Here is a 23,402-nt window from a genome sequence, read left to right on the forward strand (position 1 = left end):
AATTGCCGACTTCCCCGTATCTTATTTCAACTCACCTTTCTGGTACTTACCAGCGGCTTTAACAAAACCTGCAAACAATGGATGACCATCTCTTGGGGTCGAAGTGAATTCTGGGTGGAACTGGCAAGCCACAAACCATGGGTGGTTTGGATTTTCAATGATTTCAACCAGTTTATTATCCACAGAACGACCTGCAATGTTCAGACCCGCATCTTCGATACGTTTCAACAGCAGATTGTTCACTTCGTAACGGTGACGGTGACGCTCAACAATCGTTTCTGCGCCGTACATACCGCGCACTAAGCTTCCATCGGTTAAATGACATTGCTGACCACCAACACGCATTGTACCGCCAAGGTCGCTCTCTTCAGAACGCACTTCAACGTTGCCATCTTCGTCACGCCATTCAGTAATCAGCGCAACAACTGGGAATTTGCAATCTGCATCAAATTCAGTGGAGTTCGCGTCTTTCATATTCGCAACATTACGTGCGAACTCAATCAGCGCCACTTGCATTCCCAGACAAATACCTAAATAAGGGATTTTATTCTCACGCGCATATTGTGCCGTCAGAATTTTGCCTTCAATACCACGAGAACCGAACCCGCCTGGTACTAAAATCGCATCCAGACCTTTGAGCAGCTCAACCCCACGGGTTTCAATATCTTGAGAGTCAATTAACTTAATATTGACCGTTAAACGATTTTTCAAACCTGCATGTTTCAGTGCTTCGATAACTGACTTATATGCATCTGGTAATTCAACATATTTACCCACCATACCAATAGTGACTTCACCTGCTGGATTGGCTTCTTCGTAAATAACTTGTTCCCACTCAGATAAATCAGCTTCTTTGCATTCAAGACGGAAACGGTTACAGATGTATTCATCTAAACCTTGCGCCTTCAGCATGCCAGGGATTTTATAGATTGAATCTGCGTCTTTCAGAGAGATAACCGCTTTTTCTGGAACATTACAGAATAGGGCAATCTTCGCACGCTCATTCGCAGGAATCACGCGATCGGAACGGCAGATCAGTACATCTGGTTGAATACCAATCGACAGTAATTCTTTCACTGAATGCTGTGTTGGTTTCGTTTTCACTTCGCCCGCAGCCGCTAAGTATGGCACTAATGTTAAGTGCATATACAGCGTGTGTTCACGACCCACTTCAGCAGCCATTTGACGAATTGCTTCAAGGAATGGCAGAGACTCGATATCACCGACAGTACCGCCGATTTCGACTAATACAACATCATGACCTTCACCACCACGGATGATGCGATCTTTGATTTCATTAGTGATATGAGGAATAACTTGGATGGTCGCGCCTAAGTAGTCGCCACGACGCTCTTTGCGCAGGACTTCAGAATAAACACGTCCAGTCGTAAAGTTGTTGCGACGTGTCATTTTGGTACGAATAAAACGCTCATAATGACCTAAATCCAAGTCAGTTTCAGCGCCGTCTTCTGTAACGAAAACTTCCCCGTGTTGGGTTGGGCTCATTGTACCTGGATCTACGTTAATGTAGGGATCCAATTTCATAATGGTTACATTGAGTCCACGGGCTTCGAGTATAGCCGCCAAGGAGGCTGCGGCAATGCCTTTACCCAGAGAGGATACGACCCCGCCGGTCACAAAAATATAATTAGTTTTCATGCTGAACCTGAACGTTTAGGTTTAAAAGATGATGGATATAACAGGACGGGAAAACAGTATACCCGAACCTTAAATCTCCTACAAATGTTCTAAGCGCAATAAGGCTAGTTTTCATTAATACCTTAAATAAATCAGCAAGTTAAAAATAAAAATATTTATCGTTTGATAAATAGTCACTTTCTAGAGTGCTATTCAACTGTTTTGCAAGGTTAACACATTTTTACCTAAAAGCTAAATCCTTTCAGCTCAATCTATCACTGAAAAAACATCATTTCGCAGATTGTTTGATTTTGAATAACTATTTCAATCCGTGATTATCATCAAAGGCGAACCCTACTCATCTAATTTGATAGAAACCCATAAGGCTTCCATCTCTTCAAGTGTAGCAGTTTCTGTTGATTTACCAGTTTTTGCTAATCTTCTTTCGATTTCACGAAAACGGCGTTCAAACTTATTGCAGGCTTTTTGCAACGCGAGCTCAGGCTTATGCCCTAAATGACGAGATAAATTCACCGTGGCAAACAGCAAATCGCCAATTTCTTCTTCAAGATGCTGTTCATCCACGACAACCTGAGTCGCTTCCTCCATCACCTCGGCGAGCTCTTCCGTCACTTTGTCAGCGACAGGTCCAAGGGTATCCCAATCAAAGCCCACTGAAGCGCAACGTTTTTGAATTTTATAGGCTTTCATTAATGCGGGAAGCGCGTTAGGAATATCATCTAAAACAGAATATTGGTCTTTCTCAGCACGTTCTTTGGCTTTACGTTGTTCCCAACCTGCAATCGCTTCTTGGCTACTGAGAGCGTTATTTTCGTCAAAAATATGTGGGTGGCGACGTTCAAGTTTGTCGCTAACGGCTTGGCAAATATCATCAAAATCAAATAGATTTTGCTCTTGCGCCATTTGTGCGTAGAACACAACTTGAAAGAGGAGATCCCCCAACTCGCCTTTTAAGTCGGTAAAATCTTCTCGTTCAATGGCGTCTAGAACTTCATAGGTTTCTTCTAGGGTATAAGGGGCAATGGTCTTAAACGTTTGCTGCGTATCCCACGGACAGCCATTTTGCGGGTCACGCAAACGCGCCATAATAGAGAGTAACCGTTCAATTTGTTTATTGCCCTGCTGCATATTTAACCCTTATCAAAAAATAATTACATGGTGATTTAATGAGGGTTATACCTTAACCAAATTAAATTGAATACGCTAAATCTTTCAAGCTTTTGTTATAGCAGCCGTCAAAAAGTATTTTCAAAATAGTTTGGATAAGCAGCTAGGCGGTAAGTGAGCACAGCCAACAACGCTGCACGCCAAAATATGAAGAAAATGCATTTTCAAAATAGTTCGAGTTGTAGGTAGGCGGCAATTGAACTAATCCCTAGGAGCATACATAAGTATGTGACTAGGGTTAGTGAATGTAGCCAACACCCCTACAGCTCGAAATATGAAGAAAATCAGGAGGAGTGACGTTTCGCCTCGATAACATCCGGCAACTGATTCAATTTCGAAAGCACCCGACCCAGTACCTCGATATTGTACAGTTCGATAGTCATATCGATGGTCGCTAATTGCTGTTTCACATCGCTACGGCTACTTACCCCTAATACGTTCACTTTTTCGTTTGCGAGGATTGTGGTGATATCCCTTAATAATCCACTACGGTCATTCGCTATCACTCTGACGACTAATGAGTAACCGCTGGAGTAGTTTTCTCCCCAAACCGCATCGATGACACGCTCTGGTGCATGGCTTTGTAACTCTGCAAGCTGTTCACAATCGGCGCTGTGAATAGAGATCCCTCTACCTTTGGTAATAAATCCGACAATTTCATCACCGGGAATTGGCTGGCAACAACGGGCAATATGATGCATGAGGTTACCAACCCCTTCGACCACCACACGACCACTCCCGTGAGATGGTGCTCTCGGAACGCCTGATTTATTCTCTAGCGACTTCATCGCCGCGCGATCTTCTTCCTCTGCCGTCGCTTTATTAAACTTGGCTTGCAGGAAGTTAACTAACTGATTAATACGAATATCGCCGCCGCCAATTCCGGCTAACACTTCATCCAGTGAATGTACGTTATAACGCGCGATTAACTGCTTCTCCGCATCTCGTAAACTGATATCCAGATGGGATAATTCGCTGTCGAGAATTTGGCGTCCCGCCAGAATGTTTTTATCGCGGTCTTGTTTACGGAACCAGTTTTGAATTTTCGCCCGTCCGCGGCTGGTCGTCACGTAACCGAGGTTAGGATTAAGCCAGTCACGGCTCGGGTTTGGGTGTTTTTGGGTGATAATTTCAATTTGGTCACCCATCTGTAATTGGTAGCTAAATGGCACGATGCGCCCACCAATTTTCGCCCCAATACAGCGGTGTCCGACATCACTGTGAATATGATAAGCAAAATCGAGTGGTGTCGAACCTGTAGGTAAATCAACTACATCGCCTTTTGGCGTAAACACATACACACGGTCATCAAACACTTGGCTACGCACTTCATCCAGCATTTCGCCAGAATCTGCCATCTCTTCTTGCCATGAGATAAGTTTACGCAACCATGCAATTCGGTTTTCGTAGCTGCTGCCTTTGCCTACACCACTTGCGCCTTCTTTGTATTTCCAGTGCGCAGCAACGCCGAGTTCAGCATCTTCATGCATTTGACGGGTGCGAATTTGGATTTCTAAGGTTTTACCGTTAGGACCTAAAACTACGGTGTGAATCGATTGATAACCATTCGGTTTCGGGTTCGCCACATAATCATCAAATTCATCGGGCAGATGACGGAAATGGGTGTGAACAATCCCTAACGCTGCATAGCAATCTTGCAGTCGCTCCACCACAATACGCACCGCACGCACATCGTATAACTCGCCAAATGCTAAGGACTTTTTCTGCATTTTGCGCCAAATACTGTAAATGTGTTTTGGTCGCCCATACACTTCGGCTTGGATTTGCTCTTTCAACATATATTTGCGCAGTGTACTGACAAAGTTATCAATATATTCTTCTCGGTCAATACGGCGCTCATGCAGCAATTTGGCTATTTTTTTGTATTCATCTGGATGCAAATAACGGAAACAGAAATCTTCTAATTCCCATTTTAATTGCCCAATTCCTAAGCGATTTGCTAAAGGTGCATAGATGTTAGAACACTCTTTTGCCGCTAAGACGCGTTCATCTTCACTGGCATCTTTTACTTCACGCAAATGCGCAATACGTTCCGCAAGTTTAATAACGACACAGCGAAAATCTTCCACCATCGACAATAGCATACGGCGGATATTATCCACCTGCACAGAGCTGGTTTCATTCGATTGAGTGGCTTTAAGTTCACGGATAGCATCCATCTCAATCACGCCTTTTACCAGCGCATGGATAGATTGCCCAAAATCATCGATAACGGATTGTTCATCCAATTTTCCCTCTTCAACCAGAGGGAACAATAATGCGGCTTGTAAGCTACCAATATCCATGCTGAGCGTGGATAAAATTTCGGTCATTTCTATGCCGCGCCACAGTAGCAAAGGCGCGATATCTTGTCCCGATAATTTATCGTGACAATACTGCCAGGTATGGATGAGTTTTTCTTCTGATTGTTTATTATTCAAACCCAAATCATTAACCCATTTTTCGGGGTCAAATTCACCTGCTGGGGTTAGATGTGCACTTCTTACTGCAACCATATATTCTCCCTACCTGTTACTCCTCTGGGCTACGAACAAATAACGCCATAGATTCCAGATGACTTGTTTGCGGAAACATATCCAACATCCGCAATTGAGATAACTGATACCCGCCTTCAAGCAAAACCTTACTGTCTCTTGCTAAGGTTGTTGGATTACAAGAAACATAGACAATTTTTTCTGGCATCAGTTTAATTAAATGTTCCATTACGCCGGCGGCACCTGCACGAGCCGGATCCAATAACACTTTATTGAAGCCTTCTTGTGCCCACGGCTGAGTGTGAATCTGCTCTTCCAAGTTTTCATTATAGAACGCAGCGTTCTCAATTGAGTTGCGCTGGGCGTTATTTTTCGCTTGAGTGACTAAATTTTCAACACCTTCAACACCCACGACCATTTTCGCTAAACGAGCTATCGGCAGGGTAAAGTTACCCATCCCGCAGAAAAGATCCAATACTCTATCTTCTGGGCTTAGATCTAACCATGCTATCGCTTGCGCGACCATTTGCTGGTTAATTTCCTCGTTAACCTGAATAAAGTTAGCAGGACTAAACTGTAAAATTTCACCTGCCACCTGATATTCCGGTAACGTAGCATCAGCCTGAAGAGCCTGTAGTTGCCCATTATCGCCAGCCAACCAAATAGTGACTCCGTGAGATTGAGCAAATTCTAACAGCCGTTTTCTATCAGATGAGTCAACAGGGGCTAAATGACGTAACAGTATAAGGTTGCCGTTATCACCATGAATAAGCTCTACGTGCCCTAATTTACTGGCAATTGATAACTGATTTAAACAGGTTGATAACGGTGCTAGCAACACATCAAGTTCCGTGTGTAAAACTGAGCAACTTTTGATATCCACCAGTGTATTCGTTTGTGTCTGGCGAAATCCCATCATTAGGTGATTGGATTTGTTTTGGTATTGCAGCCCTAAGCGGGCACGGCGGCGATAGCCATATTCTTTCCCACCTATCACCGAAATGGCGGGTAGCACAACACCTGTTTCTCGCTTCATTAAATGTTGTAAGGCTTGCGCTTTGCTTTCCCGTTGGAGTGCAATATCCACATGTTGCTGCTGGCAACCACCGCATTGGTTAAAATAACGGCAGTTCGGTTGCACACGTTGAGCGCTTGTACTGAGACGTTTAATGACTTTGGCTTTAGCAAAATGGCGTTTGTCTTCAGTTAATTCGACTTGCGCATCTTCCCCAGGCAATAACCCCGTAATAAATATGGCTTTGCCATCGTGGCGAGCAACGCCTTGCCCAGCGGCATCTAAACTATCGACATGAACCGTGATTTGACGGCGTTGGGTGGTACGGCGATTTGGCGAGTAAAATTGGGCCATAAGTAGTCACTAAACAGGGTTAAATAAATTCTATTTTAAGTCGCTAGTGGGTAAGTTTTTACTCACATTAACACTGCAACTGCCAGATAATTAGAGAGACAAATTAACGGGCTATCATAGCATTTTTTTCCTAAAATTAGTGACCACTTAGTTTTTTTGTCACGCTATACGCTAACTTTTTTTATCAGAACTAATTGGTGACCATAAATTTTCGATACTCTTCATATGCATAATGATCGGTCATCCCACTAATGTAATCCTGAATAAGCCTGGCGCGGTAATAAAACTCCAACATTGATTTATCGGCTTCATGAGTTGCAGATATTTTTTCTAAGGCTTCGTTATAAGACAGACGATGTTTATTGGATAATTTATGAAATAGGCGAGTTTCGATAAAAAAATGTTTATGGTAATTTTGTTCAACTAATGAGGCAAAATCGTCTCTATCCATCATTAATAGCGGACTATAAACATCCAATAATCCACTGATAATTCGGTAACCTTGTAGCTCTAACTCTTCCACCTCATGGTGGTTAAAGACATGTTTGAATGCCACGGTTTTCAAGGCTTTTAAGAGGCGATGTTCTTGGCTTTTATCTTCCAGTAACGCACTATTAAAACGACCGTGATAAATTTCAGGCAGATGTTGAATAAAACGCAGGGCGCTATAGTGAGCAAGTTTTCCCGTAATATTCACACGCAAGTACATAAAAAACTGGTCTTGCTGAATGCGTCTTGTATGGTTATCACTAATATTATTGAATGCGCGCAAGATGGTTTGCTCGAATAAATCGCCTGATTTTACCTCTCCCCATTCTGCTTTTAGGTATTCGATCAGCTGCTCAACAGTATAAATTCCCTTCTCTGCCGCATCATCCAAATCAGCAATACAATAGGAAATATCATCCGCTGCTTCCATGATATAAGTGAGTGGAAAGCGGCAATATTTGTCCATCTCTAGTTTTTTCGTTAATTCGCTAACAAAATCGACTTCAGACCAGTAATAGCCTGGTTTTTTCATTAAATAATCAAATTCTGAAGGAATAGGTTCAAGGTCATAGGCGCCGCGAGTATATTTCAAAATCGAGCCAATTTGAGCGTAGGTTAAATTCAGCTTCAATAGACGATGAGCCATTCGCAGCCCTTGTGCATTTCCCTCGAACGAACATAAATCTCGCTTCAGCTGTCGACGAAATAAGTCTTGTTTTTCATTTCCCGTCAGTTGCAACGCTTTAATTTTACAAGGGTCAGGAGACTCAGGTGTGAACACGTAATCCGGTGCTAATAATTTACTAAACCAGCGCTGAATCGCAGCTTCACCAAAATGCCCAAATGGTGGGTTACCAATGTCGTGCATCAAACACGCCATCTCGACAAGGCTTTCAAACGCATCACAGCGTTCGGTCAGTCCATATTCATCCAATAATTTTTTCTTTTTAAGCTCACCCAGCACTGTTTTGCTGATGTAACGCCCGACTTGCTGGACTTCAAGAGAGTGAGTTAAACGGCTGCGTACTGCGGAATTTTGTTCGAGGGGAAAAACTTGGGTTTTCTGTTGTAAGCGACGGATTGCGGCAGAGTTAATGATACGTCCACGATCACTTTCAAATAAACGGTTTACCGCGTCTTCATCCTGTGCGGAAATTCGTTGGCTTTTGGCACTAATATAATTACGTTGAAAACTCAGTTTTCTAACAAAGTTAATCTCTTTTTCCGCCATGCTTACCTCTATACCTCGCCTTTTAATTCCAGAGTACCCAAAGAAAAGGCAGAGGAAAACCCACCTTTCGATGTTACACTTTAGCCATCTACAGCATAAGTGTCTAATTAATCAACAGTGAGTATGACATAATGAAAATCGGTATCATAGGTGCGATGGAGCAAGAAGTTGCGACCCTGCGCGAAAGAATTGAAGGCTGCCAAACATTGAGCCTTGCTGGCTGTGAAATTTATACAGGAAAAATGAACGGCGTTGATGTTGCCTTATTAAAATCAGGTATTGGTAAAGTGGCAGCCGCCATCGGCACCACGTTACTGTTAGAACACTGCAAGCCAGATGTGGTCATCAATACAGGTTCAGCGGGTGGTTTAGATCCGCGTTTAAATGTCGGTGATATTGTTGTCTCTACCGAGGTACGCTACCACGATGCCGATGTTACTGCATTCGGATATGAACCTGGTCAAATGGCACAGTGCCCACCTGCATTTATTGCAGATGCCAAATTAATTGAAACAACCGAACAATGTGTTAAAGCCTTAGATATGAACGCAGTGCGTGGTCTGATTTGCAGTGGTGACGCATTTATTAATGGCGCAGAGCCTTTAGCTCGCATCAAAGCTACCTTCCCGACCGTTGCTGCCGTTGAGATGGAAGCCGCTGCTATCGGTCATGTCTGCTACCAGTTTAACGTGCCTTTTGTGGTGGTCCGCGCAATTTCAGATGTGGCGGATAAAGAATCCCATACTAGCTTTGATGAATTTTTACCTGTTGCTGCACGCCAATCCTCATTGATGGTTTCCGCGATTGTCGCAGCATTAGCCTAATTCATTGTTAATCTTATTAAGGCATAATTGAGTCTCTTTTATGCCTTTTCTCTAATACCTATTTGTGAAGTAATGATATGAACTCAACCTCCAAATTCATGCGCTCACTAATTGGTTTTCTGCTTTTCTTTACCTTAGCAAGCCATGCATTCACCGCGCCAAAGTACCGAGTCATTAGCTTATCACCAGCCAATACCGAGCTCGCTTACGCAGCAGGATTAGAAGACAGCTTGGTTGCTGTTAGCGCTTATTCTGATTATCCAAAAGCTGCTCAAAAGCTTGAACAAGTGGCAGATTGGCAAGGTATGAATATTGAACGCATTGTTGCCTTAAAACCGGATTTAATCTTGGCATGGCGGGGTGGAAATCCACAGCGTCCGTTGGATCAACTGGCGTCGTTGGGCATTCCAATTATCTATTTTGACCCACAAACTATTGATGGCGTTATTTCGTCTCTAGAAGAGCTTTCACAATATAGCCCTCACCCAGAGATTGCTAAAAAAAATATTATGCAAATGCGCAGCCGTTTAGAAGCGCAAAAAAACACATTGGTGAATCATGAAAAACCTAAGCGGCTATTTATTCAATTAGGCACACAGCCTTTATTTAGCGCTGGCGATCAGACCATTCAAAATGATGTCGTGAAAACCTGCGGCGCTCAAAATATTTTTGAAAATAGCGCAGTTCAATGGCCTCAAGTCAGCCGTGAGCAAGTCCTTACTCGCAAACCCGACGCTATCATTGTGACTGGCTCACCGGAGCAAGAAAAAACGGTAAAAGCCTTCTGGCATTCTCAACTCAACATCCCAATTATTCGCTTAAATGAGGATTGGTTCCACCGCGCTGGTCCCCGCATCATTAATGCTACCGAACAGCTGTGCGCTCAGTTAAATGCACTTCCGAATAAATAATAAAGACAGGTATCCAAGAAGTAGAACTTAAGAATTAAGGATTGAATATCACGAAAGGGTTTTTCTAAATAGTTCGCGGTTGTAGGTAGGCGGCAAAGCAAAGATATCCCTAGGAGCATACACAAGTCTGTGACTAGGGGAGCTGAGCGCAGCCAACACCCCTACAACCCGAAATATGACGAAAAATCAGACACTGAAAGACGACCCACACCCACATGTTGATTTGGCATTTGGGTTGGTCACAATAAAGCGTGAACCTTCTAACCCTTCAGTGTAGTCCACACTACCACCGACTAAATATTGCAGACTCATTGGATCGACAACCAACGCGACACCTTGTTTCTCAATGGTCATATCCCCTTCATTGATTTGGTCATCAAAGGTGAAGCCATATTGGAAACCGCTGCAACCACCGCCTGTAATGTAGACGCGCAGACGCAGGTTTGGGTTATTTTCATCGGCGACTAAGTCTTTTACTTTAATTGCTGCTGCATCCGTAAATTGCAGTGGCAGAGCTGCATCATCACTCATTTATTACTCCAGACCGATAATCGGTAAATTCATATGTAAGGCTAAGCCTACTTAGATCAATATTTCAATTATCCGTCACCTGACTGATTGGTTCAAGTGTTGTTATACAATAGAGCACAGAGTTACTATTAATCACTGTGATTGGTTCATCATTGTGATTGATAGCATTGGTTTAATCAGTCTTGTGCTTTAGAATAGCGGCAACTTTTTATTTCGTCTCTTTTCAGGAGCCCTGCAATGCACCATTCCGAAGAATTATATAAAGCAGCTCAACAGCTAATCCCTGGCGGTGTTAACTCCCCTGTTCGCGCATTTAATGGTGTCGGCGGTACTCCGTTATTTATCGAACGCGCTGATGGCGCTTACATTTATGATGCCGATGGCAAAGCTTATATTGATTATGTCGGCTCTTGGGGTCCAATGGTATTGGGTCACAACCATCCAGCCATTCGCGATGCGGTCATTCAAGCGGTTAACAAAGGTTTAAGCTTTGGTGCACCAACAGCGGCTGAAGTAGAAATGGCAAAACTAGTGTGTGATCTGGTTCCTTCTATCGATATGATCCGTATGGTGAACTCTGGTACTGAAGCAACCATGAGTGCCATCCGCCTTGCTCGTGGTTATACTGGTCGCGACAAAATTATTAAGTTCGAAGGTTGCTACCATGGTCATGCCGACTGCCTATTAGTGAAAGCAGGGTCTGGCGCTTTAACCATGGGTGAACCTAACTCTCCGGGTGTACCTGAAGATTTTGTTAAGCACACATTAAGCTGTACTTACAATGATTTAGATTCTGTTCGCCAAGCATTTGAAAATTATCCTGATGATATTGCTTGTATCATTGTAGAACCTGTTGCGGGTAACATGAACTGCGTTCCGCCAACAGCTGAATTTTTACCGGGTCTTCGCGCACTGTGTGACGAATTTAATGCTCTGCTGATTATTGATGAAGTCATGACAGGCTTCCGCGTTGCCCTTGGTGGTGCTCAGAGTTATTACAATGTCCAGCCTGATTTAACATGTTTAGGTAAAATCATCGGTGGCGGTATGCCAGTAGGCGCTTTCGGTGGTCGTTCTGACATCATGGAAAAATTGGCGCCAATCGGTCCTATTTACCAAGCGGGAACACTTTCTGGTAACCCTGTCGCAATGGCTGCGGGTTTGGCGTGTTTAAACGAAGTATCCCAATTGGGCGTCCATGATCGTTTAACTGAACTGACAGATAAACTCGCTCGTGGTTTAGAGCGTGTCTCTAAAGATCAAGGTGTACCAATGGTGATTAACCATGTGGGTGGAATGTTTGGACTATTTTTCACTGACGCAGAATCCGTTACTTGCTACCAAGACGTCATGAAATGTGATGTGGAACGCTTTAAGAAGTTCTTCCACTATATGCTAGAACAAGGCATATACCTAGCACCTGCAGCATTCGAAGCTGGATTTATGTCTATCGCCCATAGTGATGAAGATATCCAACGCACCATCAATGCTGCTGAAATTGCACTGGCAAAAATTAAAGCCGAGTAATTTCTCACACTAAAATCCAAAAAAATAGGCGCCATCTGCACAAGACGGTGCCTATTTTTTTGATCTGTTTTCTTTTCAAACTTATGGCTTATCTCAACATTCGCCTAAATCCCGTGCGCTGTAGCAAAGCCGCAAACGAGGATAACTCGGGGAGCATACAAACGTATGTGACCCGAGTATCCGAATGGAGCCAACAACGCTACGGCGTGCGGGATGATGGAGAATTGGATGGGGAATCACCGAACATATCTTTCACCCAATCTGGTGCAGCCTCTTCTTGCGGTGCCTCATTATTCCCATTTAAATTCCATGCAGGGTCTTGCGATGTGGAACCTTGGCATAGGCTTTGAGGGTCATCCGTCCATACTGGCAACATCCTACCACCACCAAAGTCAGAACAGCTAAATTGTCCATCCATCATGACGCGCATGTCAGTAATGCCTTCTGGTGCACGGTTGATTAATGTCAGTGGCGTTTGATTATCTAAATAACGTTGATAAACCCTTAATGCCCCTGTTGAACCTGTTAATTGGGTTGGTCCGTTGTTATCGCGCCCGACCCAGACAATAGCAACTTCTTTACCGTCGATTCCAGCATACCAGCTATCACGCAAGTCATTCGTCGTGCCCGTTTTACCTGCCAGATTGTATTTTCCATATTTATTAAGTAATACGCGCCCAGTCCCTTGCTGTACCACTTGCTGCATACCAAATAGTGTTAAATATGCGGCTTGAGACGGTACTGCACGTTCTGCAGATGGGTAACTTTGGTACAGCTCTTTTCCATCACCATCAATCACAGAGCGTAACGCAGATAATTTCGCACGGTTACCTTCACCACCGATGGTTTGATACACTTGTGCGACTTCTGCTGGCGTTAAGTTCACAGCCCCCAATAACATCGCAGGGACTTTTTCCATCGCACTTTCTGGTGCGCCTAAACGGATAAAGGTGTTCATCACTTGGTCAAGACCAATTTCCATTCCTAAGTTTACGGTTGGAATATTTTGTGATTTCGCAAGCGCATCCACTAGCATCATACGTCCGTTAAAATTACGGCTATAGTTTCGTGGGCTCCAGCTTTGATTACCCACTTTTAATGTCAGTGGTTCATCGGATAGCCATGTATTTAGACGGAAGCGGTCTGGCTCACTTAATGCAGCTAAGTAAACAGGGGGTTTCGCCAGTGAACCAATGCTACGACGAGCATTCAGTGCACGGTTAAAGCCTGAAAACTGCGGGTCTGACCCGCCAACCATTGCACGAACTTCGCCATTGATGCGGTCAACAACAACCATTGCACCTTCGATATCATCTAATTTACGAGATTTACGCAAATCAGCCACACCTGATTCAACCGCGTTTTCAGCGGCTGTTTGTGCGACAGGATCAAGTGTTGTAAAGATTTTCGCACCAGAGAGATCTTTAACTTTATCGCCCAATTTCTCATTTAGCTCTTGTCTCACCATCTGCATAAATGCAGGTTGAGATGCGACTAACCCCTCTTTGTTTTTCACACCGAGCGGTCTTGCACTGAGAATTTGGTACATTTCGCTATCAATCACACCGCGCGTTTCAAGGATTTTCAGCACAATATTACGACGTTTAATCGCATTTTGAGGCTTAGTCCATGGATTGTAGGTGGATGCACCTTGCACCATACCTACCAATAACGCTTGTTGGTCAAAACTTAACTCATTGATTGGACGACCAAAATAATACAGGCTTGCTAATGGGAAGCCGCGAATTTCATCATTACCATTTTGCCCTAAATAGACTTCGTTCAAATACAGCTCAAGAATGCGCTCTTTGCTGTAGTTGTAGTCGAGAATCAGTGCCATAAAAGCTTCATTAGCTTTACGTTTTAGGGTTCTTTCGTTGGTTAAAAATAAGTTTTTCACCAACTGTTGAGTTAAGGTACTTCCCCCCTGCACTGAACGCCCAGCCGTGACGTTCGCCACCACCGCACGACCGATAGAATATAAGCTGACACCATCATGCTCATAAAAGTTTCTATCTTCCGTTTCAAGGAGAATTTTAATTAGAGATTCAGGGAAATCCGCCATTGGCAGCACTAAGCGCTGTTCATTGTTGGCAGATTGCATCATGGTGATAAGCTTCGGATCTAAACGGAAAAAGCCAAATGAGCGTCCATTTTCGATGTTTTCAATCTTGCTTAACATGCCATTTTCAAACACCAAACGTGCGAGAACTTGCCCCTCTTTTTGGTCTGGGAAATTAAATGGTCGACGCAGAATTTCAATCGTATTGCCTTTCACCACAAACTCACCAGATGTCGTGATTTTGCTGACTTTGCGGTACTGCATTCCTTCGAGCAAGTTGGACATTTCAGCTTGGCTGTAATCCATGCCAGGTTCAAGATTCACCATGCGACCATATACCGCCGCGGGCAGATCCCACACCTTACCATCAAGGCGCTCTTTTATTTGTTGGTTTAGATAAAAACCATAAGCTGCCAGTATCACAGCGAATACCAACATTAATTTAAACAGCAGCCAGAACCAGCGCCATTTACTCTTACGAGGTTTATTCTTTTTTGAGCCTTTTTTAGTCATTTGCTCTTCTTCATCGTCTTCATCATCAAGATATTCGTCATCAATATCTTCATCATCATATAAATCGTCATCATAATCATCGCGGCGTCTACGGCGGCGTGAAGAGGATGCATTTTTTTCAGCAGCGCGTCTTTTTCGTCTACCAATGGGTTCAAAATCTTTACCGGACATGGTCGCTCCATATCTCCTATACCTAAATAGGCATTAAAATCTAACTAAAAATGCGTAGATGTAATCTAAGACTAATTTTGGCTCATAATTCAAGGAATTTCACGGAAGAAAGCTCCTAATTACACTTTCTTACGCTACCTATCGAGACCGACCGCCTAATTTACAGCCCGTTATTAGAGCACAAAATTAGGTTATTTCGCACTCATCATCGCTTTTTTTGTTTGTCGCGTTGGTTCGGCATTCGCAGGGTCATCTGGCCAAGGATGTTTGGGGTAGCGACCTTTCATCTCTTTTTGTACCTCTTTATAGCTACCTTGCCAAAATGCGCCAAGATCTTGAGTAATTTGTATCGGGCGCCGAGCCGGTGAAAGTAGAGATAGTGTCAGCGTCAGGTTTCCCATTGCCACGGTCGGATTCGTTTTTTCACCAAAGACCTCTTGTAGACGAATTTCAGCTATCGGAGGTTTATCCAGAGAATAGTGAATACTTACCTCGCTACCCGATGGTGCGGTGTAAGTCATAGGAAAAAGCGCATCAAGCCATTGACGTTGCTGCCAGTCTAATCGATTTAATAATAAATTCATTAAATCAATATCCTGCAATTTTTTCTTGCTTGTCACGCCATCAAGATACGGGGCTAACCACGTATCCAACGTTTCTCGTAGCGCGGCATCATCCATTGCAGGGAGCGAATTATCAGGAAAATAGCGAGCAGCTAACGCACAGCGAATGCGTAATTGCAGCGCATTATCTTGCCAATTTAGCGTCTGTAAACCGTTTTGCTGCAACCAATACACTAACGCATTTTTAATTTCTTGAGGTTCAGGATTCGTCAGCCGTTGAGATTTTACGACTAACGGCCCACACTGTAAGCGGCGCCACGCCAGCAAGCTGCCACGTTGCTCATCCCACTCAACCGTTTCTTGGGAATTGAAAAGATGTGGGCAATCCTGTTGAAGTTTTTCAATCTCAATGGGATAGGCTAGGGAGATCCGCGCATCCGCCGAATTTTCTGATTGCCAAAGTCCCGCAACCATTAACCAAGCGCTCCCTATCAATGGGTCACTGTCGTCTAAAATTGCCCCTAAGCCACTTGCGAGTTGATAGCGAGTCTGGTTATCGCGGGATTTAGCAATATAGTCCGGAAACCCTGCCGCCAGTATTGTTGGTAACCACTCACTAATCAATGAGTTCGTTTTGTACAATGCCTGCGTGACTTTCTCACCACTTAAAACTGATGCCCGCTTACACCAATTCTCGGTGGGTTTTTCTAAATAAGTATGAAGATCCGTTACGCCGTTACGAGGTGGTTCCTCAATAATTGCCACTAATAATGCCGCAAGCTGCACAACCTGTTTATTGTGAGTTTGCTGTGCATGGTACAACATAGCAGCCGTACGGACTGACGTTCCCATACCTGCCATTTTATTCCCCATCGAGGTGAGTTTTCCTTGGCTATCTGTCATGCCCAGCTTAAAGAGCAAGGTTTTAGCGGCAGACAATGCCGCATCAGGGGGAACATCCAACCATTGAAGTTGAGAAACGTCATGACATCCCCATTGAAGAAGCGCTAACCATAACCCACTTAAATCACTATTGTTGATTTCTGCTTCGCTAAATGGCGCAGCACGTTCAGCTTGCTCTGCGCTAAATAGATGCCAACATACCCCTGCCTCTAAACGCCCTGCTCGTCCTGCCCGTTGAGTCATGGAAGCTTGGCTAATCCGTTTTTTGACTAATTTGGTTAAACCACTTCTGGGGTTAAACTGTCCCACTCGCTCGAAGCCACTGTCCACCACTAGCCGGATCCCTTCGATAGTTAAGCTCGTTTCTGCAATATTGGTGGCAAGCACCACTTTACGTTTACCTTCTGGTGCAGGGAAAATGGCTTGTTGCTGAGCTTGGATAGATAAAGCGCCATACATTGGGCACAAGAGTACATCCTCACTCACCCTCTTTTCTAGCTCACTTTTGGTACGTTCAATTTCACCAACTCCGGGTAAAAACAGCAATAAGGAACCACTTTGTTGCTGCATTAATTGCCAAACCGCGCTAGCGACTTCCTGATGGAAAGGTTTATTCGGATTGATGGGTCTATACTCTCGCTGAACGGGAAATGCTTTTCCTAGAGAACTTATCACAGGTGCATCAGGGAATAACTGGCTAAGTCCCTGATTATCAAGAGTTGCAGACATTAATAGAATTTTTAAATCATCCCGCAATGCTTGTTGAGAGTCCAATAACAGTGCTAACCCTAAATCCGCTTGTAAGTTACGCTCATGAAACTCATCCAAGATGACTAACTCGACACCCTCAAGCATCGGGTCATTTTGTAATTGACGCGTGAGAACACCTTCAGTGACCACTTCTAGCCGTGTTTTAGCACTAACCTTACTTTCAGAGCGCATTCGCAAGCCAATGGTTTCGCCTATCGATTCCCCTAACTGTTGTGCTAAACGAGCAGCCACCGAACGCGCAGCAATCCGCCGCGGTTCTAGCATAATGATCCGCCCATTGAACTGCCCACTTTTGAGAATTTCTAACGGCAGTACAGTGGATTTACCTGCGCCAGTTGGCGCATGTAAGAGAACTTGCGGAGATTTCGCTAAAGCAGCGAGTAAGTCATTACTTACTTCTAAGATAGGGGACACTAAGGGGAGACTCCATGACGTTTAACTTTTATGTTAAGCATTGTAGCATTAACCAATATGACGCATTAATACTGTCTATCACATAAGCCTATATAGCATGAGGTCATGTTATATCACGAGCAACGCAGTAAAACGGAGAAGACATGGAATTTATCCCCCCATTAAAATCAGCGACTTTAATTAAACGCTACAAGCGTTTTTTAGCGGATGTCGTCACCCCCGAGGGAGAGGAAATAACGATACACTGCGCGAATACGGGAGCCATGACGGGTTGTGCCACGCCTGGAGATACGGTGTGGTATTCCACCTCAGATAATCCGAAACGAAAATACCCTTATAGTTGGGAGTTAACGCAAACTCAAAATAACCATCTAATTTGTATTAACACAATGCGGGCAAATCAATTAGTGGCAGAAGCGTTGGCAAAAAAACATATTCCAGAATTATCTGACTACAGTATAGTGACTCCCGAAGTGAAGTATGGAAACGAAAACAGCCGAATTGATTTTTTTCTTGCTCAAGATGGGCTAATTGATTGTTTTATAGAAGTAAAATCAGTTACTTTACTAGAGGATGGTCATGGTTATTTTCCTGATACCCAAACAATTAGGGGGCAAAAGCACCTTCGAGAGCTGACTCAGATTGCTAAAGAAGGAAAACGCGCCATACTTATGTTTGTTGTTTTACATAGCGGCATCCACGTAGTATCCGCCGCTGCACATATTGACTCTCAATATGCAGCGTTGTTAGAACAGGCTATTGCCAATGGCGTCGAAGTTCTGTGTTATCAAGTGGATATATCTAAACAAAAAATGCAAATAGGGACATCAGTTCGCTTCACCCCGACTAAGTCATTTTAGTTTAGTCGATATTTAAACAAGGTCATCGAGTTATGAGTGCTAGTGAAGGGAAGAAACACGCTTGCCCTCACAGCATTGCAAAACTCATCACATGAACGATTGCCAAGACGGCTGTCTTCTGATATTTATAGCGACCTTAAATTTTCCCCCTTGGGGTTTTTGTAAAATTTGCGTGTGTAGGAGAAGCATTATGCAAGAAGGGCAAAAACGTAAGACATCGTCCTTAAGCATTCTCGCCATTGCCGGGGTTGAGCCCTATCATGAGAAGGCTGGCGAAGAGTACATGAACGAAGCCCAATTGGCGCATTTTAAGCTCATTCTCGAAGCATGGCGCAATCAACTCAGAGATGAAGTGGACCGGACTGTTACTCATATGCAAGATGAGGCAGCTAACTTTCCAGACCCCGTTGATAGAGCCGCTCAGGAAGAGGAATTCAGCCTCGAATTACGTAACCGCGACCGCGAACGTAAATTGATCAAGAAGATCGAAAAGACGCTGAAGAAAGTTGAAGATGAAGATTTTGGCTACTGCGAATCTTGTGGTGTGGAAATTGGCATCCGTCGTTTGGAAGCGCGTCCAACTGCAGATTTGTGCATCGACTGTAAAACATTAGCAGAAATCCGCGAAAAGCAGATGGCTGGCTAATTGTTGTATTGGGAGTCCTCAACGGCGCATTAACCCTGCGCCGTTATAAGGATTCGCACCCTCAAAAAAATTCAAACTCCCCCTTTTCGCTGATGTTTCCATTCTCATTTTTGCTGCTTTTGTTATCGTTTGCGTTACATGATAAAAATCTACAATTAGTATAATATTCACTGAGTTAATTGATATAAAATATAATTAGCCATGACTTTTATTCGTTTAACCATTCTCAAAGAAACTTCAGTGAGCTATGATTAGCCGCTTATTTTGTTTTATGAATCTATGTAATGACATCGAGGTGTACTATTTTTAACCGAGTAGCAAATTTCTGCCGTAATATTTTATCTCGCAATGAACCAGCATCGTCCACAGAACAGGACGCGATGCCAAAGCGCGGTGCGCGAGACACACAGGCAGCCAGTGAAAGGCCAGTCACTCCTTCTGCATCAGAAAAAAAATCTGAGAGGAACACTCGGCATGAGCAGAATACTAGGCAAATAAAGAAAACGGTTCGTCATCCTAAGCGTTCCGATGTTCAAACACAGAAGCGAACACCCGTGACGAAACAAGAATCCATTACGGTTATCCCACGAGCAGATCACCCAATCTCGCGTGATGACATCAGTGATAATGCACTGAAAGTATTATATCGCCTCAATAAAAATGGCTATGAAGCCTATTTAGTTGGGGGCGGCGTCCGTGATTTATTATTGGGTCAAAAACCCAAAGATTTCGATATCACGACCAATGCAACGCCTGAGCAAATTCGCAAGCTGTTCCGTAATTGCCGACTGGTCGGTCGCCGATTCCGCCTTGCACATATTATGTTTGGTCCAGAAATTATTGAAGTTGCCACTTTCCGTGGTCACCATGATCAAGAAGTAGATGACAAAAATCTGTCATCCCAAGCGCAAAATGGCATGTTACTTCGCGATAATATTTTCGGCTCCATCGAAGAAGATGCAATTCGTCGCGACTTCACCGTCAATAGCCTGTATTACAACATTGATGATTTCTCTGTACGTGATTACGTTAATGGCTTGCAAGACTTAAAAGATGGTGTCATTCGCCTAATTGGTGACCCAGAAACTCGCTATCGTGAAGATCCCGTTCGGATGATCCGTGCTGTGCGTTTTGCCTGTAAGCTCAATATGCGTATCGAGCCAAAGACCGCAGAACCCATTCACCGCTTAGCCCCACTGCTAGGTGAGATTCCATCTGCTCGCCTGTTTGAAGAGTCATTAAAATTACTTCAAGCGGGTTATGGCTACGCCACATATAAAATGCTGAATCAGTACCATTTGTTTGAGCAACTGTTCCCAGTGATTGCAAGTCGCTTCACCGAGAATGGCGACTCGCCAATGGAAAAAATCATTGAACAAGTGTTAAAAAATACTGATTTCAGACTAAAAAATGATAAGCGAGTCAACCCTGCATTTTTATTCGCAGCCATGTTATGGTATCCCGTCACTGAACATGCTGAGAAATTAGCACAGGAAGGAGGGCTGGCTTACTACGATGCTTTTGCACTGGCCATGAATGATGTACTGGATGAACAGTGCCGCTCTATTGCAATACCAAAACGTATCACCACAACCATGCGTGATATTTGGATGCTGCAATTGCGCCTACCTCGTCGCCAAGGTCGTCGTGCGAATAAATTAATGGAGCACCCGAAATTCCGTGCAGCCTTTGATTTATTAGAGCTAAGAGCAAATGTTGAGCACCGTAATGAGCTACAAGAACTCGCATTATGGTGGAGTGATTTCCAGCAGTCTAACGCACAGAAACAACGTGAAATGATTTCGGAATTAGGCAGTGCACCGACTCGCCGTCGCCAACGTCCACATCGTTCATCGCAATCTGGCAATAGAAAGCCTAACAAATCATAATTGTGTCAGTCGCAACGACTTAAACTGTCGTTGCGATCACTGTAGAGAGATAAAGAAATGGAGCAGGTGTATATTGCCATTGGCAGCAACTTAGGCGAGCCACTTAAGCAAGCACAACAAGCGATTACTGCATTAAATGCAATCCCAAACAGTCGCGTTGTGAGCACTTCATCTATTTATCGAACCAAGCCGCTCGGTCCACAAAATCAGCCTGATTTTCTCAATTTGGCCGTTTTACTGGAAACAGAACTCGAACCCGAAGAACTTCTCAATTACACTCAAAAAATTGAGTTAGATTTAGGGCGTGTTCGTAAAGATGAGCGCTGGGGACCAAGAACGTTAGATCTCGATATCATGTTGTTTGGTAACCGCATCATGAATACAGAACGGTTAACCATTCCACATTATGGGCTAAAGGAGCGTGAATTTATGCTTTATCCGCTCAGTGATATTACCCCTTCCCTGATTTTTCCTGATGGTGAATTACTGTCAGAAAGACTTATACACGTCCCTCGTAATGGCCTAATGCTTTGGGAATAAACGCCTGACGTATTTAACCTCTTTTAAGGTATGGTCATAAGAGAAATCATTTCCGGAGGTTATTTTAATGAAACCCATTTCTCTCGCTGATTTGTGTCAATATAAGAAAGAGAAACACAAATTCGCCACCATTACTGCTTATGATGCCAGCTTTGCACAACTATTTGCGGAGCAAGGTATCCAAGTGATTCTCGTTGGTGATTCCTTAGGAATGACTATCCAGGGAGAATCAAGCACCCTGCCTGTCACTGTCGAACAAATTGCGTATCACACTCGCTGTGTTCGTAAAGGCGCCCCTAACACATTTATCATCGCTGATATGCCATTTATGAGCTATGCCACGCCAGAGCAAGCGTGCACAAATGCCGCTATTTTAATGCAGGCAGGTGCTAACATGGTCAAAATTGAAGGGGGCAGCTGGTTATGTGATACGGTCAAAATGCTGTGTGAACGTTCCGTGCCTGTCTGTGGTCACTTAGGCTTAACCCCACAAGCTGTCAATGTATTGGGGGGCTATAAAGTCCAAGGTCGTGATGAAGTGACCGCTAACCAATTGATTAAAGATGCGATTGCCCTCGAAAATGCAGGTATTCAACTGCTCGTTCTTGAGTGTGTTCCTACCTCCCTCGCGAACCAAGTCACTGAAGAATTACTGTTACCTGTCATCGGTATTGGTGCGGGAAAAGGCACTGATGGACAAATTTTGGTGATGCATGATGCCTTAGGGATCACAGCCAAACCACCCAAGTTCGCGAAAAATTTTCTGGCTGAAGCTGGGAATATCAGTGATGCTATTCGCTTGTATATTCAAGAAGTTGAACAAGAAATTTACCCGAGTGACGCCCACTCATTTTCTTAATTCTATATAACGTATAACGATAAGGATGGGAAGTATGCGGATTATTGAAACATCGCTAATCTTGCGCCGTGAAATTCGCCGCTGGAAACAAGAAGGCAAACGTATTGCGTTTGTCCCTACGATGGGAAATTTACATGATGGGCATCTGACGCTGATTGACCAAGCAAAACAGCAAGCGGATATTGTGATTGCCAGTATTTTTGTCAATCCAATGCAATTTGACCGTCAATCCGATTTAGCGAATTATCCACGCACCTTGCAAGAAGATTGCGAAAAGCTCAAACGCAAAAATATTGATTTAGTTTTTGCGCCTTCTGCGACGGAATTCTACCCTGAGGGAATGGATAATCAAACTTATGTTGAAGTGCCTGAAATCTCTACCATGTTAGAGGGTGCTAGCCGTCCTGGGCATTTCCGCGGTGTTGCGACCGTTCTGACTAAGCTGTTTAACTTGGTTCAGCCTGATATTGCGTTATTTGGCGAAAAAGACTTCCAGCAACTTCAATTGGTACGTAAATTAGTCACGGATCTCTCTTTCGATATCCAAGTTGTCGGTGTCCCTATCGTCCGTGCCAAGAACGGTTTAGCGCTCAGCTCGCGGAATAATAACCTGTCCGCAGATGAACTCAAAATAGCCCCTCAGCTATTTGCCATTATGCAAAAAGCGGGCGAAAAGCTGGCTGATTCTCCCGCCGCAGCAACCCGCTTAATCGGTGAAATGGAAGAATCTTTACGTCAGGCTGGATTTACACCTGATGAGCTGTTTATTCGTGATGCCGATAACCTCGGTGAGCTAACGGTTTCCAGCCGCCGCGCCGTAATTTTGATGGCCGCATGGTTAGGAAAAACCCGTTTAATCGATAATCTACAAGTCGATTTGCCGCTCGATATCGCTTAACTAATTTAAACATCATTGATGTCACCGTTAGGTAGTAAGAGAACGAACCAACAACGCTGTGGCATACAATGAGTAAGAATAAATATGATTACGTAGCCAACAACGCTGAG

The 23,402-nt window shown here is 43.8% G+C and carries 17 protein-coding genes; 9 read left to right on the forward strand and 8 right to left on the reverse strand.

The window, feature by feature from the left end:
* Positions 1 to 21: 21 nt before the first annotated feature.
* The 5 genes from pyrG to dgt form a co-directional block, all read right to left on the reverse strand.
* Positions 22 to 1,659: a glutamine hydrolyzing CTP synthase gene (gene pyrG / locus PR766_RS10130; protein ID WP_006659307.1), complete on the reverse strand. Its 1,638-nt coding sequence runs from the start codon at positions 1,657 to 1,659 to the stop codon at positions 22 to 24.
* A 333-nt stretch (positions 1,660 to 1,992) separates the two neighbouring features.
* A complete protein-coding gene (gene mazG, locus PR766_RS10135; RefSeq protein WP_006661065.1) occupies positions 1,993 to 2,787 on the reverse strand; it encodes a nucleoside triphosphate pyrophosphohydrolase in 795 nt (264 codons plus the stop codon).
* 323 nt (positions 2,788 to 3,110) lie between these two features.
* A complete protein-coding gene (relA, locus tag PR766_RS10140; RefSeq protein WP_006659309.1) occupies positions 3,111 to 5,342 on the reverse strand; it encodes a GTP diphosphokinase in 2,232 nt (743 codons plus the stop codon).
* Between the two features lie 16 nt (positions 5,343 to 5,358).
* On the reverse strand, positions 5,359 to 6,690 hold the full coding sequence (gene rlmD / locus PR766_RS10145) for a 23S rRNA (uracil(1939)-C(5))-methyltransferase RlmD (protein ID WP_006661063.1): 1,332 nt from the start codon (positions 6,688 to 6,690) through the stop codon (positions 5,359 to 5,361).
* A gap of 190 nt (positions 6,691 to 6,880) precedes the next feature.
* Positions 6,881 to 8,410, reverse strand: coding sequence for a dGTPase (gene dgt / locus PR766_RS10150; protein ID WP_154636211.1), 1,530 nt, complete (start codon positions 8,408 to 8,410; stop codon positions 6,881 to 6,883).
* A gap of 131 nt (positions 8,411 to 8,541) precedes the next feature.
* Here dgt and mtnN point away from each other — a divergent pair, with 131 nt between their 5' ends.
* Positions 8,542 to 9,234: a 5'-methylthioadenosine/S-adenosylhomocysteine nucleosidase gene (gene mtnN, locus PR766_RS10155; RefSeq protein ID WP_036961586.1), complete on the forward strand. Its 693-nt coding sequence runs from the start codon at positions 8,542 to 8,544 to the stop codon at positions 9,232 to 9,234.
* A gap of 77 nt (positions 9,235 to 9,311) precedes the next feature.
* The gene (gene btuF / locus PR766_RS10160; RefSeq protein ID WP_036978617.1) at positions 9,312 to 10,145 is read left to right on the forward strand and encodes a vitamin B12 ABC transporter substrate-binding protein BtuF; all 834 of its coding nucleotides are present in this window, start codon (positions 9,312 to 9,314) and stop codon (positions 10,143 to 10,145) included.
* A 186-nt stretch (positions 10,146 to 10,331) separates the two neighbouring features.
* Here the strand turns inward: btuF and erpA are convergent, their stop codons facing one another.
* Positions 10,332 to 10,676, reverse strand: a complete 345-nt coding sequence (gene erpA, locus PR766_RS10165; RefSeq protein ID WP_006659315.1) for an iron-sulfur cluster insertion protein ErpA — start codon at positions 10,674 to 10,676, stop codon at positions 10,332 to 10,334.
* A 237-nt stretch (positions 10,677 to 10,913) separates the two neighbouring features.
* Between erpA and hemL the strand changes: the two genes are divergently transcribed.
* Positions 10,914 to 12,203: a glutamate-1-semialdehyde 2,1-aminomutase gene (hemL, locus tag PR766_RS10170; protein WP_006659316.1), complete on the forward strand. Its 1,290-nt coding sequence runs from the start codon at positions 10,914 to 10,916 to the stop codon at positions 12,201 to 12,203.
* Positions 12,204 to 12,402: 199 nt separating this feature from the next.
* Here hemL and mrcB read toward each other — a convergent pair whose 3' ends face one another.
* Together mrcB and hrpB are read right to left on the reverse strand one after the other, a co-directional pair.
* Entirely contained in the window at positions 12,403 to 14,949 is a 2,547-nt protein-coding gene (gene mrcB, locus PR766_RS10175; RefSeq protein WP_006661059.1) for a bifunctional glycosyl transferase/transpeptidase, read from the reverse strand.
* 191 nt (positions 14,950 to 15,140) lie between these two features.
* Positions 15,141 to 17,600 (reverse strand): ATP-dependent helicase HrpB, encoded by a 2,460-nt coding sequence (gene hrpB / locus PR766_RS10180; protein WP_230086787.1) that lies wholly within the window; start codon positions 17,598 to 17,600, stop codon positions 15,141 to 15,143.
* Positions 17,601 to 17,743: 143 nt separating this feature from the next.
* On the opposite strand from hrpB, the gene sfsA reads away from it, so the two are divergent.
* From sfsA to panC, 6 genes are all read left to right on the forward strand, one after another.
* On the forward strand, positions 17,744 to 18,460 hold the full coding sequence (sfsA, locus tag PR766_RS10185) for a DNA/RNA nuclease SfsA (RefSeq protein WP_006659319.1): 717 nt from the start codon (positions 17,744 to 17,746) through the stop codon (positions 18,458 to 18,460).
* 190 nt (positions 18,461 to 18,650) lie between these two features.
* Entirely contained in the window at positions 18,651 to 19,106 is a 456-nt protein-coding gene (gene dksA / locus PR766_RS10190; RefSeq protein ID WP_006659320.1) for an RNA polymerase-binding protein DksA, read from the forward strand.
* A 380-nt stretch (positions 19,107 to 19,486) separates the two neighbouring features.
* Positions 19,487 to 20,995: a polynucleotide adenylyltransferase PcnB gene (gene pcnB, locus PR766_RS10195; protein WP_218927402.1), complete on the forward strand. Its 1,509-nt coding sequence runs from the start codon at positions 19,487 to 19,489 to the stop codon at positions 20,993 to 20,995.
* Between the two features lie 57 nt (positions 20,996 to 21,052).
* Positions 21,053 to 21,535: a 2-amino-4-hydroxy-6-hydroxymethyldihydropteridine diphosphokinase gene (gene folK, locus PR766_RS10200; RefSeq protein WP_006661056.1), complete on the forward strand. Its 483-nt coding sequence runs from the start codon at positions 21,053 to 21,055 to the stop codon at positions 21,533 to 21,535.
* 67 nt (positions 21,536 to 21,602) lie between these two features.
* Positions 21,603 to 22,394, forward strand: coding sequence for a 3-methyl-2-oxobutanoate hydroxymethyltransferase (gene panB / locus PR766_RS10205; protein ID WP_006659323.1), 792 nt, complete (start codon positions 21,603 to 21,605; stop codon positions 22,392 to 22,394).
* 34 nt (positions 22,395 to 22,428) lie between these two features.
* Positions 22,429 to 23,292, forward strand: coding sequence for a pantoate--beta-alanine ligase (panC, locus tag PR766_RS10210; protein WP_036961573.1), 864 nt, complete (start codon positions 22,429 to 22,431; stop codon positions 23,290 to 23,292).
* The last annotated feature ends 110 nt before the right edge of the window (positions 23,293 to 23,402 follow it).

Source organism: Providencia sp. PROV208 (genome assembly GCF_028479465.1).
Taxonomy (GTDB): Bacteria; Pseudomonadota; Gammaproteobacteria; order Enterobacterales; family Enterobacteriaceae; genus Providencia; species Providencia alcalifaciens.